Here is a 13,223-nt window from a genome sequence, read left to right on the forward strand (position 1 = left end):
CCCTCACCTCGGTGAAGTCCGCGTCAGCAGTTGAGGAGGCGCATTATAGAGATGCCAGCTTGGGAGTCAACACACTTCGCAAAAGAATTTGAAATACTTGTATAGCCGCTTATTAAACGAGCAAGCTGACTACTTATCACTCAAAAATCCAACATTAGCGGTCATTAAACAAACAAAGGGAAACCACGTAAGCTAGTAAATCGAACAGAGTATTTCACGAGAGTAGTCGCGAACAAGCCCGTCCACCCAATGAACAAACTTCTGATCTTGAAATTTTTTGCAAAAAAAACCACCTGAAGGTGGTTTTTTGTCGTCACAACCCTTTTATAAATTAATCAAAAGGGTGACGCAGCACAATTGTCTCTACACGATCTGGGCCAGTTGAAATAATATCAATCGGCACGCCAACAATTTCTTCTATGCGACGAATATACGCCCGCGCTTTTTCTGGCAGCTCTGCAAGCGACTTAGCACCGACAGTAGACTCCGACCAACCAGGCATGTCTTCATATATAGGCGTGATAGTGTCGTAATCTTCGCAGTCGAAGGGTGCAGCAATCGATTCACCGGCGGGATTTTTATAATCCACACACATGCGAATGGTTTCGAGGCCGTCCAACACGTCCAATTTAGTCAAGCACAAGCCGGTCACGCTATTAATACGCACAGCTTGGCGCAAGGCCACACCATCGAACCAGCCGCAGCGACGAGCACGCCCTGTTGTTGCACCAAACTCATGACCCTTCTTGGCTAGGTAAGCACCAACATCATCGAACAGCTCAGTCGGGAACGGACCACTACCAACACGCGTGGTGTAAGCCTTGGTAATACCTAACACATAGTCCAGATACAGGGGACCAAAGCCACTTCCTGTTGCCGTACCACCTGCGGTGGTGTTGGACGAGGTTACATAAGGGTAGGTGCCGTGATCGATATCTAACAGCGAGCCTTGCGCGCCCTCAAATAAGATATTAGCGCCATCTGCACGGTACTTATGTAACGCACTAGTAACATCAGTAACCATAGACCGCATTTCTTCGGCCATGCGCAAGGCATCGTCGAGGGTTTTTTGGTAATCAACCGCAGCTACTTTATAGTATTCGGTCAGCATAAAGTTATGGTATTCCATAACCTCTTTTAGCTTCACTGCAAAGCGTTCGGCATTATACAAGTCGCCCAAGCGCAAACCGCGACGCGCCACTTTGTCTTCGTAAGCGGGGCCGATACCGCGCCCAGTGGTACCTATTTTTGCTTCACCACGCGCAGCTTCACGCGCCAAATCGAGGGCAACGTGGTAAGGCAGAATCAAAGGGCAAGCAGGGCTCAAGCGCAGACGCTCACGCACTGGCACACCCTTCGCCTCTAGCTCAGCCATTTCTTTTAAAAGTGCATCCGGCGCTAAAACCACACCATTGCCGATTAGGCAAGTTACACCCTCGCGCAGGATACCTGACGGAATCAAGTGCAATACTGTTTTTTCACCACCGATAACCAAGGTATGACCAGCATTGTGGCCACCCTGAAAACGCGCGACAGCTGCCGCTTGATCAGTAAGCAAATCAACGATTTTGCCCTTGCCTTCGTCGCCCCACTGGGTGCCAAGCACCACTACATTCTTGCTCATATCCGTTTCTCTGGATAAAGGTTAGTCAACTGACCCACAGTGCGCAGGCCTAATCTCGCAATGGTGTAAGACACCACTGTCCTTCGTGTTTGCCAACCAACCGGTCACATGTCGTATCGACATCTTGACCCGGCAGGCCGCAAATCACCCGCTCACCCGCATCCCGCAGAGACTGAACAAACAGCCACTGCTGAGGATCCGGGTCATAGGGTGCAAACACTGCCGACGGCTCTTTCACCGGCGACAACAATTCTAACAATGCTTTAAGATCTATACTAAAACCGGTAGCCGGACGAGCGCGACCAAATAGCACGCCAATGTCGTCGTAACGACCACCTAAGGCCAGCGCCTGACCGTGCTCGCGCACCAGAGCAGAAAACACCACACCAGTGTGATAGTGGAGCCCGCGCAGCTCAGCCAAATCAAAGTAAAACTTGATATCAGCAATACGCAGCGCTAAAGCGCCCGTCAATTCTTCTAAGCTTGCAATAGCCGCAATCGCCTCGGGAATATCAGCGAACAATTCTCGGCCCCGACTCAGCACATCTACACCGCCGTGCAACTCATTCAATTCCAGCAGCTGTTTGGCAACATTCGCTGAGACCGGCAGCGCTGCAACAAACAGCTTTAATTCAGTCTTTGCCTTGCGCTGCAAAATATCAAAATAGCGCGCTTCTTGCTCGGCATTTAATCCTACAGCTTTAACCACTGCACGGTAGATACCAACGTGACCGGTATCTAAGGTAATGCCATCTAAACCTGCAACTCGCAAGGTTTCGAGCATTAGGCAAATAATTTCTAAATCGCTAGCCGGACTATTATCGCCGTATAGCTCGGCGCCTAACTGAATAGGCGATCGCGATGCCAGCGGCTGTTTCGGCTTGCTGTGCAAGACGCTACCGGCATAACACAGCCGGACCGGGCCTTCGCGACCCAGGCTATGGGCATCTATTCGGGCAGCCTGCGGCGTTATGTCGGCGCGCAAACCCATCATTCGACCGGTTAATTGGTCGGTCACCCGAAAGGTGAGCAAATCAATATCACTACCCAAGCCCACCAACAGTGATTCGGTGTATTCCAACATCGGTGGAATAATTAACTCGTAACCCCAGCGCTTATACAAATCTAAAAGCTGCCGGCGCAGAGCTTCAACCTGAGCCGCTTGAGCGGGCAAGAGTTCCTCTACACCATCTGGAAGTAACCAACGATCTACCGAAGTCATACGTATTTTTTGCTCTCTTTCTCTGCCATCAGACGCTAGCGCAACAAGCTTAATAAAATTAGCCCCGCCAACATACTCACTAAACCGGCAATACGCACAGATCGACTGTTCATATCCGCCATCCGGTATGCCAACAAACGCCAGCGCTCGGGGCTGAGGAAAGGCAGCAAACCTTCAATAATAAGCACCAGACTGAGAGCCACTGACAGTTCCTGCCACATGCGCTTTGCCTGCTACAAACATAAAAAATCCGCGCTGACCGAGGGGGTTTAGGCCTCGGAACAACCCGGATGTGTGAATGATACCACACTCCCCGCCACAGCGAGGAGCGAAACAAGGCTTACTGCTTACTGCCGCCCTGTTTCAGGTAACGAAAGAATTCACTCTTACTGTCAACCACCAATAGGTCGCCTTTATTGCTAAAGGAAGACTGGTAGGCGCTGAGACTGCGCAAGAAAGCGTAGAATTCTGGGTCGCGGTTATAAGCGGCCGCATAAGTGTGCGCAGCTTCGGCATCACCTTCACCGCGCAGAATTTCAGAGTCACGATAGGCGTTGGCGCCAATAACGGTGCGCTGCCGGTCTGCCGTGGCGCGAATTTTTTCCGCCAACTCGCGACCAGTAGAACGATGTTCACGCGCTTCTCGCTCACGCTCCGACTTCATTCGATCAAACACCGACTGACTCACCTGCGACGGTAGATCGATGCGCTTAACCCGCACATCGACCAACTGAATACCAAACTCAGTGGTCGTAATCTGATTCAAGTCACGGGTTAGATCTGTCATCAACAGATCCCGCTCACCCGACACCACATCGTGAAAGGTGCGTTCGCCAAACTTATTACGCAAACCGGTATTAATCCGCTGAGCCAACAAACCGTCGGCGCGCGCTTCCTCACCATTAGTCGCAGTGTAATACTTCTGGGTATCGATCACTTTCCATTTGGCGTAAAAATCGACATCTAAAGGCTTCTTCTCAATGGTCAAAAACCGCTGAGTTGGCGCATCCAAGGTGATAATACGGCGTTCAAATTTACGCACCATATGCACAAATGGCGTTTTTATGTGGAGGCCCACACTAATATCGGGATCAACAACTTCACCAAACTTCAGCAACACCCCACGCTCTGTTTCACGCACAATATAGAGCGCATTGAAGGCCAGCACGATAAACCCAAGCAGAACTACAACAATCGTAAAATTACGTCCGCCCATGTTAGCGACCCTCCCTACGCGTACCTTGAGTATCACGGCGCAACTGCTCGATCACTTTGTCGGTCAACTCCCGCACGTCCGGCTCCGACGCCGCTTGCCGCGTTACCGCCGCCTTATCCATTAATTTATCCAGTGGCAGATACATCATATTATTACCACCCTCTACATCTACCATCACCTTGGTGGCATCGCTGTACATCGCTTCTAAAGCGTCGATATACAAACGCTCGCGAGTCACCTTCGGCGCCTTGCGATACTCGTCGTAAAGGTTAACAAAGCGCTGCGCTTCACCTTCGGCTCTGGCTAACACTTGTTCTTTATAGGCTTGCGCTTCTTCGAGCTGACGCTGAGCCGCACCGCGGGCTTCAGGAATAATGCCATTAGCATAAGCCTCGGCCTCATTTTTTAAACGCTCGCGATCTTCTTTGGCGCGAGTTACGTCATCGAAGGCATCCTGCACCTGCGATGGCGCCTGCGCATCTTCAATATTGACCTTGGCAACCAAAATACCGCTCTGGTAGGTATCCAAATAACCCTGAAGGCGCTCTTGGGTGTCGATCGCTATTTGCTCACGCCCCTCAGTAATCACCTGATCCATTTTCGAGCTACCCACTACGTGGCGCAAAGAGCTCTCCAATGCATGCTCTAAGCTCAGCTCAGGGCTTTTCACTTTAAGAAGAAAGTTAGCTGGGTCCGACACGGTGTACTGCACCGACAAAGCGACATCAACGATATTCTCGTCTTCGGTCAGCATCTGTCCACGACTCGCAATACCGCGCACTTTGGTCACATTGATTTTATTTACTTCGTCCATCAACGGCGGATTCCAACGCAAACCGGGCATCACTGTTTCATGGTAAACCCCAAGGCGCAGCACCACGGCGCGCTCCTGCTGGTCAACTTGGTAAAAACCAAACAAGCCCCATACGACCAAAGCCAACACTGCAACAACACCTAAGGCGCTCGCGCTAAGGTTAAAATCGCCGCTACTGCCGCTGCCTTTTTTGCCGCCGCCAAAAATACTGTTCAGCTTGTCCTGCAGCTTTTTCAGAGCCTCGTCTAAATCTGGCGGTCCTTGGTTATTGCCACCCCAAGGATCATTGTCTTTACCGCCACCCGGTTCATTCCAGGCCATAGCCCTCTCCTATCAATTATCGTTGTGGTTCGCTATTTTTATGCCGCAGCCAACTTGTGCTGCGGAACGCCCGCGACATCACGATTTTGTCCGGCGGGCAGTCTAGCAGAATTCTTCCTTTGTGCTAACCGGACGACTAGAGTCCAGCGACGCTTCTGTAACTGACTCGCCAGCGAGTATTCGCTGCCAATCAGCCTCTGGAAGCCGCACTTTTAAGCGCTGAGAACCGTCTTCATTCATCTCTTCGACCAATACTGCGTCGAGATTAAATAAGCGTGCGCGTAAACGCCCTTGCGCTGCAGTTAAGGTAATACTGGTTTCACAAATTTCATTACCGAGCAATTCACTCAAGGCTTGGTAGAACAGATTTAAGCCTTGGTCGTCCCGCGCCGACAACCACACCCGCACTGGCAAACCAGAATCGTCACGTTCAATACGTGGCTCACCGCCAATGAGGTCAGTTTTATTGTAAACCTCAAGAATGGGGATATCCGCCGCGCCAATTTCGGCGAGCACGTTCATCACCTGTTTCATATTGTCTTGGCGCTCTGGGTCGGCGCAATCTACAACATGGATTAATAAGTCGGCGATTACAGCCTCTTCTAAAGTCGCCCGAAACGCTTCAACCAACTTATGTGGCAGGTGGCGAATAAAACCAACGGTATCCGCCAAGATAACTGGCCCAACATCGTCTACCGTAATCCGGCGCACAGTAGGATCCAAGGTCGCAAACAACTGATCGGCAGCATAGACACTGGAGGTCGTTAACACATTAAACAGTGTCGACTTCCCAGCATTGGTGTAACCCACCAATGACAGAGCCGGAATCTCAGCTCGCCGCCGCGCTCGCCGCGCCTGCTCACGCTGGCGCCGCACTTTTTGCAAGCGCGACTGAATGGCGGTAATTCGCGCCCGCAGCAAGCGGCGGTCGGTCTCTAACTGGCTCTCGCCAGGACCGCGCAAACCAATGCCGCCTTTTTGGCGCTCGAGGTGAGTCCAGCCCCGCACCAGACGCGTCGACATATGCTGCAGCTGAGCTAGCTCAACCTGCAATTTGCCTTCGTGGGTGTGGGCGCGCTGCGCAAAAATATCGAGAATCAGACCGGTACGATCAAGCACGCGACATTGTAATTCGCGTTCGATATTGCGCTCTTGGCTTGGTGACAAGGAATGATTGAAGAGCACCAGCTCGCCCTTATTGGCGATCAGTGCTTCACGAATCTCTTCGAGCTTTCCGGTGCCCACAAATAAGCGCGCATCCGGACGTTTACGAGACCCAGTAATAAATGCAACTGGGTCGCCTCCTGCGGAGGTGACCAGCTGCACAAACTCATTGGAGTCTTCGCGCTCGTCTTCACTGTGAAAATCCAGGTGCACCAGTATTGCGCGTTCACCAGAATTAGGTCTTTCAAATAGCAAGGACGAACCTCAAATCAACAAATCGCCGTTATTATGCGTCTTCTTGTTCTTCGTCGTCTTCTGGCGGATGCGCCATTGGCAAACGAACAACACGCGACGGAACCACGGTAGAAATGGCGTGTTTATAGACCATTTGACTAACCGTATTTTTTAGCAGCACCACAAACTGGTCGAAAGACTCAATTTGGCCCTGCAATTTAATGCCGTTAACCAGATAGATAGAAACCGGAATGCGCTCCTTGCGAAGAATATTCAGGTAAGGGTCTTGTAAGGTATGCCCTTTTGACATGGTGGACCTCCTGTATGCCCAAATCGGGCGTTGATAAAACGTATCAAAAAGCAGTATTAGGATCGCAAACCCAACAACAAGCTCGCAAAAAGACTGGGTAGTCTCCAGTATACCTAAGTTATCGCAATTCGGCAGTGCCAGAATGCGCTAACACGGAATTTAGTTGCAAATCAACATTGCCACCAGTCTCTAGCCATTGCAAATCTGGCCAGCCGCGCAGCCACGTTAACTGCCGCTTGGCCAATTGCCGCGTGGCAATCAAGGCCCGCTCAAAGGCCTCATCAAGAGGATAATCGCCGCGCAAATACTCCCACACCTGCCGGTAACCCACCGCGCGAATCGCGGGGAGGTCAGCATGAAGATCACCCCGCGCCATCAAGGCCGCTACTTCCTCAACAAAACCTTGGGCAAACATCTGCCGTAGGCGCTGCTCAATTCGCTGATGTAAAACACTGCGCTCCGGCGGTGCAATGGCAAACTGACACACCCGATACGGCAAAACCTGCTCAGCTTGCTGAGCCTGCCACTCGGTCATGGTGACACCACTTATGCGATAAACTTCTAGAGCTCGGGACAAACGCTGGGAGTGGTTTGGATGTATCCGCGCCGCCGAAGCTTCATCCACCTCAGCCAGCAAGGCATGAACCGCGGGCCAACCTTCGGCCTCGGCTATGGTATTAATCTCCGCCCGCACCTGCTGATCGGCGGGCGGCATATCCGCCAAACCTTCCAGTAAGGCCTTGTAGTACAACATAGTGCCGCCAACCAAAACCGGAATCCGCCCCGCCGCCGCGCTCTTGGCCATAGCCGCCAGTGCGTCTCGGCGAAAATTCGCCGCGGAATAGGCCTCACTTGGGTCGCAAATATCAATCAATTGATGAGGATAGCGTGCTAGAGTTTCAGCATCCGGCTTGGCGCTGCCAATATCCAAGCCGCGATAAACTAGGGCAGAGTCAACACTAATCAAATCACAGGGCAGCCGCTCACTCAGTGCCAAGGCTAGATCAGTTTTACCTGCGGCAGTCGGGCCCATCAAAAAAATGGCGCGTGGTAAGGCCTTAGTGCAATCGTTCACCGGATCAGCGGCCACGTAAAAACCACTTATCAAGCTCGGCAAGACCAACCTGCACCCACGTCGGCCGACCGTGATTGCACTGCCCGCTGCGCTCGGTTGCCTCCATATCCCGCAACAAACCATTCATTTCGGGCAAAGTAAGACGGCGATTGGCGCGCACCGAACCGTGGCAGGCCATGGTCGATAAAATTTCATTGATGTGAGCCTGTATGCGATCAGTACTGCCAAACTCCAACAAATCCGACAGCACGTCTCTGACCAGCTGCTCCACGGAGGTATCGGCCAGAATCGTCGGCAATTCCCGCACAATAATCGATTCGGCGGCGGCGCGCTCAATGCGCATACCCAGCTCGGCAAAGACCTCAGCATGCTGCTCAGCACAATCGGCCTCGCGCTCACTCACCGCCAAATTCATAGGCACCAGCAAGGGCTGACTGCGAATTCCCTCACCTTCACGAGCGTTTTTCATCCGCTCGTAGGTTATGCGTTCGTGGGCGGCGTGCATATCGACCAAGACCATACCCTGCTGATTTTCAGCCAAGATATAAATGCCTTTCAGCTGGGCAAGGGCATAGCCGAGGGGTGGCGCGGTACTGTCGTCTGCCGGTGCAACACTGTTTGGCCCCGCCTGCAAGCGCTGATAATTTGCCCGCTGATCTGCCACCCCCGCGTTAGAAGGAGGAGTATATGACGAGCTGTACTGGGGCTGAAATGATGTCGGCGCCGCATTAAATGCACCCGCACTTGGCCCCGCCAAAGAGGCCGACCCCGCCTCGCCCAAGGGCATAGCCGCTTGGGTTTCCGGCATCGCCATTAGCGATTCGCCGCCATCCGCTGCAATCGCAGCCTGCTGGGGCACGGTGTCTGGCCGCACATCAGCGAGTACTTTGTGCAAAGTGCGGAATATAAAGTCGTGCACCGTGCGGCCGTCGCGAAAACGCACTTCGTGCTTGGTCGGATGCACATTTACATCCACCGCCGCGGGCGCCAACTCCAGATACAATACAAAGGCGGGATGGCGACCATGAAAAAGCACATCGCGGTAAGCTTGGCGAACCGCGTGCACCACCAAGCGGTCGCGCACATAGCGGCCATTCACGTAAAAATGTTGCAGATCAGCCTGACTGCGTGAAAAACTCGGCAGCGCCACCCAGCCCCACAACCGCAGGCCCACCGCCTCGCGATCAATATACAAGGCCTGTTCCATAAAGGCCGGCCCGCACACAGACGCCAAGCGCCGCTCTTGCTCAAGCTGGTTGTCGGCAGGCTTTAAACTGTGCACTGCGCGGCCATTGTGACGCAGGGAAAAGCCAACATCGTAACGGCTCAAGGCCTGACGCTTGACCACTTCTTCAAGATGATTAAATTCGGTTTTCTCAGTACGTAAAAACTTGCGCCGCGCAGGGGTATTAAAAAACAAATCCCGTACTTCTACAGTCGTACCCCGCGGATGCCCCACTGGCGCCAGCACAGTTTCCATATCTCGGCCCTCACTGCGCGCCGACCAGCCAGACGTCGCACCCTCTTGGGCTGTGCTCAAACACAAGCGCGACACCGAGCTGATACTGGCCAAAGCCTCACCGCGAAAACCGAGACTGGCAACCGATTCCAAATCTTCCAGCACCGAAATTTTACTGGTGGCGTGACGGCTGAGCGCAAGAGGCAAATCCTCTTCGGCAATACCCTGGCCGTCATCGCGAACCCGAATTAATTTAACGCCGCCCTCTTCAATATCCAATTCAATCCGGCGGGCGCCAGCATCGAGGCTATTTTCGAGAAGCTCTTTAACTACCGACGCGGGGCGTTCAACTACTTCCCCCGCGGCAATTTGGTTGGCCAAACGGGGATCTAATAAACGAATTTTAGTCATTATGAGGCGGGAATCTGTATTTTTTGACCGACGCGGATACTACTCCCCGACAGTTGATTATGGCGCTGGAGGTCGTCAAGAGGCACATTATAGCGCTGGGCAATACCAGATAACGTGTCACCGCGTGCAATAGTATATTCACGAGCACCAGAAGCAATACGCTGACCACCAGAAACAACACGCTGGCCACTAGGAGTGTCACCGCGCTTGAGTGCGGCAAAATAGGTGTCTGGCGGCGGGCTCTCTCTAAAATAGCGGTCGATACCTTCAAAAATCGCCAAGGCCATATTGCTTTGGTAGCTACTACTTTTGAGTTTATTTGCCTCGCCGGGGTTAGAAATAAAACCGGTCTCAACTAATAGCGACGGAATATCGGGTGATTTCAGCACTGCAAACCCCGCTTGCTCTACCCGCTTACTATGCAGCCGCGAGATTTTAGACATTTCACTCAGAAGCTGGGCGCCCACACTAAGACTCGCATCGAGGCTGGCGGTCATCGACAGATCGGTTAATACCCCCGCCAATACTTGATCTTTATCTGACAGACTCACACCGCCCACCAAATCCGCGTCGTTTTCACGCTGAGCCAAAATCCGCGCCGAGGCACTGGTCGCGCCGCGTTTCGATAAAGCGTACACCGAGCTGCCATTGGCTTGAGGGTGGGTGAACGCATCAGCATGTATAGACACAAAAAAATCGGCTTGGGCCTTGCGGGCAAGATCTCGCCGCTTAGCCAAGCCCACGTAATAATCGCCGTTGCGAATCATCACTACGCGGTAACCTTTCTTGCGTTCAAAGCGCTCTTTAAGGCGCGAGGCAATCTGAAAAACAACATCTTTTTCCCTAACGCGCCCAGGACCAATCGCGCCAGGGTCTTCACCGCCGTGACCGGCATCGATGGCAATAACCACATCGCGCTGCGAGCTAGTTTCAACGCTTTTAATCACTTGGGCTTCAATAGATTCGCCCTTGTCTAAAAAGTCCACCACTAGACGGTCGTGCAAATCGCCACTCGCGGCTAATAAAAAGCTGCGCACTTGCACCTCAGCACTCAGGTCAAACACAATGCGTAGAGCGCCGCCAGGCTTGTCGGCATGACGTAAACCCGTCACTGGGCTGTTAGCAAACTGTAAACTTTTAGTGTCTGCGCCCAGCGTGGTGTTTTGAATGTCAATAACAAGGCGACTGGGATTGCTAAGGGTAATTAATTCATGACTGACCGGCCCACTAAGATCAAAAACCACGCGGCTGTGATCGGGCGCTCGCCAAAATCGAACGTCGCGAATTTCGGCCGCCTGAGCGGCAGCGGCTAAACAAAGTAGGCAAGTCAGGACAACACTGTTAATCCGTTTCATATTCGCTCAATTGCGCCAAGATTTGCTGCCCGCGTGGCGTAGCACCACTCGCGACAAGGAGGCGACCCGCTCCCTGCACCTCAATGCTAACCATTATATCTGCCAATGGCAAAACACCTGCGCCACGCTCAGGCCATTCGACCAAGCATACCGCGTCGCCATCGAAATAGTCGCGAATCCCCATATACTCCAACTCTTCCGGATCGCCAAGACGATACAAGTCGAAATGATACACACTGACCCCAGCCGCCTCATAGGGTTCAACAATGGTATAGGTAGGGCTCTTTACCGCGCCCACATGCCCAAAAGCCTGCAATACGCCTCGGCAAAACGTGGTTTTACCCGCGCCAAGCTGACCACCGAGATACACCACAGCCCCGCCCTGCAAAGCCTTGCCCAACCACATACCTGCCGCGACTGTGTCGGACTCGCCATCAAGATAACGCTGCATAGCCGTTTATTACACCTCGTAACTGATCAATTACATCGCTGGCCAACATGCCGCGCTCGCCCGCCTCAGCGGCAATATCCGCTGCCTCAGCGTGTACCGCAACACCAAGACAAATCGCACGCTGCGGGGATAAACCTTGGGCCACTAAACTGCCAATCACCCCCGACAGCACATCGCCCATGCCGCCGCTCGCCATACCAGGATTACCCCCACTGCACAGATACAGCGCGGCATCAGTCGCGACAACGGTACCAGCACCCTTCAACAGCACGCTTGCAGCAAAGCGCTCAGCCAGCATACGCGCCGCAGCGAACCGGTCAGTCTGCAGGCTAGCAGTGCTGCACGCCAGCAACCGCGCCGCCTCGCCAGGATGGGGTGTGAGTATACGTGGCCCGTCGTGAGAAAGCAGGAGCTGGGGTTCGCTGGCAATTAAATTTAAAGCGTCGGCATCAAACAGCGTTGGCTTATTGGCCGCCAACGCCGCCACTAATAACTCCTTTCCCCACGCCTGCTGCCCCAAGCCCGGCCCAACCACCACTACGCTAGCCTTGGCTAAAAGTGGCTGTAACTCATTAGCACTACTAACACCATGTGCCATTAATTCTGGCCGCGCGGCTACTAACGCCGCGATATGTTCAGGACGCGTGGCGCACGACACCAAGCCCGCACCACTGCGCGCAGCGGCGCTAGCAGCCAATAGCGCCGCCCCCGCCATGCCATAATCGCCACCCACCACCAGCACATGACCGGCCAAGCCTTTGTGCGCATTGCGGGGTCTTGGCCCCCACTGCGCCAACATCGCCGGCAAATTCAAATGACTAACCGCACCATCAAGCTGCGCCGCCGCCAGTGTAGTGTACACATCTCTGGGCACCGCTAAATCGGCAAAACTGAGTTCGCCCACACAGTCGAGGGCATCTAGGGTGAACAAGCCGCGCTTTAAACCTATAAAACTTATGGTTTGGCTGGCCCTGACCGCAAGCCCCAGTATTCGACCAGTATCACTGCACAGGCCAGAGGGCGTATCAATGGCCAGTACTGGAACGTTGGTGGTATTGATGGCTTGAATCGCCAAGCCGTATTGCTCGCGCACCACACCACGCAAGCCAATGCCGAGCATGGCATCCACCGCCACGCTATTTTCAGCAGGCAGCTCACCTCGCCACGGCGTCACCGCCACCCCCGCACGCTGCGCCCACTGCCATGCTAAGGCAGCATCACCGCTAAGCGACTCCGGCGGCGCCAGCGCCCACACCCGCACCGGCAAACCCGCCTCAGCGGCCAAAGCCGCAAGCACATAACCGTCGCCACCGTTATTGCCGCCACCACAAAACACCTCGATAGGCGAATGATCTGGCCAGCACTGCTGCACAAGATCAAAAGCGGCCTGCCCAGCGCGGCGCATCAATTCAAAGCCCGCTATGCCACTAGCAATTGCTAAACGATCTAACTCCCGAACCTGCGCAGCGGTGTACAGTAGCTGCTCTGGGGCGACGGCCTTTCTTGGCGATAATTGTGGCTGCGGCATACCATGACGTCCCGAATACGTAAAATACCTCTTTATCAT

12 protein-coding genes are annotated in these 13,223 nt (G+C 53.5%); all 12 read right to left on the minus strand.

The genetic code is table 11. The features are described from left to right. Positions 1-331: 331 nt before the first annotated feature. A complete protein-coding gene (locus P1U47_RS12020) occupies positions 332-1,624 on the minus strand; it encodes an adenylosuccinate synthase (RefSeq protein WP_301029209.1) in 1,293 nt (430 codons plus the stop codon). A 49-nt stretch (positions 1,625-1,673) separates the two neighbouring features. Continuing rightward, on the minus strand, positions 1,674-2,846 hold the full coding sequence (locus P1U47_RS12025) for an ATP phosphoribosyltransferase regulatory subunit (protein WP_301029210.1): 1,173 nt from the start codon (positions 2,844-2,846) through the stop codon (positions 1,674-1,676). Between the two features lie 35 nt (positions 2,847-2,881). Then, positions 2,882-3,049: a DUF2065 domain-containing protein gene (locus tag P1U47_RS12030; RefSeq protein WP_366943166.1), complete on the minus strand. Its 168-nt coding sequence runs from the start codon at positions 3,047-3,049 to the stop codon at positions 2,882-2,884. Positions 3,050-3,186: 137 nt separating this feature from the next. Next, the gene (gene hflC, locus P1U47_RS12035) at positions 3,187-4,062 is read right to left on the minus strand and encodes a protease modulator HflC (RefSeq protein ID WP_301029212.1); all 876 of its coding nucleotides are present in this window, start codon (positions 4,060-4,062) and stop codon (positions 3,187-3,189) included. Position 4,063: 1 nt separating this feature from the next. Further along, on the minus strand, positions 4,064-5,197 hold the full coding sequence (hflK, locus tag P1U47_RS12040) for an FtsH protease activity modulator HflK (RefSeq protein WP_301029214.1): 1,134 nt from the start codon (positions 5,195-5,197) through the stop codon (positions 4,064-4,066). A 102-nt stretch (positions 5,198-5,299) separates the two neighbouring features. Continuing rightward, positions 5,300-6,616, minus strand: coding sequence for a ribosome rescue GTPase HflX (gene hflX / locus P1U47_RS12045; RefSeq protein ID WP_301029215.1), 1,317 nt, complete (start codon positions 6,614-6,616; stop codon positions 5,300-5,302). A gap of 31 nt (positions 6,617-6,647) precedes the next feature. Continuing rightward, complete coding sequence (gene hfq / locus P1U47_RS12050) at positions 6,648-6,905, minus strand: RNA chaperone Hfq (RefSeq protein WP_008250581.1); 258 nt, start codon at positions 6,903-6,905, stop codon at positions 6,648-6,650. Positions 6,906-7,023: 118 nt separating this feature from the next. Further along, on the minus strand, positions 7,024-7,938 hold the full coding sequence (gene miaA / locus P1U47_RS12055; protein ID WP_301029354.1) for a tRNA (adenosine(37)-N6)-dimethylallyltransferase MiaA: 915 nt from the start codon (positions 7,936-7,938) through the stop codon (positions 7,024-7,026). A gap of 46 nt (positions 7,939-7,984) precedes the next feature. Then, a complete protein-coding gene (gene mutL, locus P1U47_RS12060) occupies positions 7,985-9,850 on the minus strand; it encodes a DNA mismatch repair endonuclease MutL (RefSeq protein ID WP_301029216.1) in 1,866 nt (621 codons plus the stop codon). Next, on the minus strand, positions 9,850-11,205 hold the full coding sequence (locus P1U47_RS12065; protein ID WP_301029218.1) for an N-acetylmuramoyl-L-alanine amidase: 1,356 nt from the start codon (positions 11,203-11,205) through the stop codon (positions 9,850-9,852). The genes mutL and P1U47_RS12065 overlap by 1 nt, the downstream gene beginning before the upstream one ends. Beyond that, positions 11,192-11,656, minus strand: a complete 465-nt coding sequence (tsaE, locus tag P1U47_RS12070; RefSeq protein ID WP_301029219.1) for a tRNA (adenosine(37)-N6)-threonylcarbamoyltransferase complex ATPase subunit type 1 TsaE — start codon at positions 11,654-11,656, stop codon at positions 11,192-11,194. Before tsaE ends, P1U47_RS12065 begins: the two co-directional genes overlap by 14 nt. Then, positions 11,640-13,184, minus strand: a complete 1,545-nt coding sequence (locus tag P1U47_RS12075; protein WP_301029221.1) for an NAD(P)H-hydrate dehydratase — start codon at positions 13,182-13,184, stop codon at positions 11,640-11,642. The genes tsaE and P1U47_RS12075 overlap by 17 nt, the downstream gene beginning before the upstream one ends. Positions 13,185-13,223: the final 39 nt, after the last annotated feature.

The organism is Zhongshania sp., from assembly GCF_029212375.1.
Lineage (GTDB): Bacteria > Pseudomonadota > Gammaproteobacteria > Pseudomonadales > Spongiibacteraceae > Spongiibacter.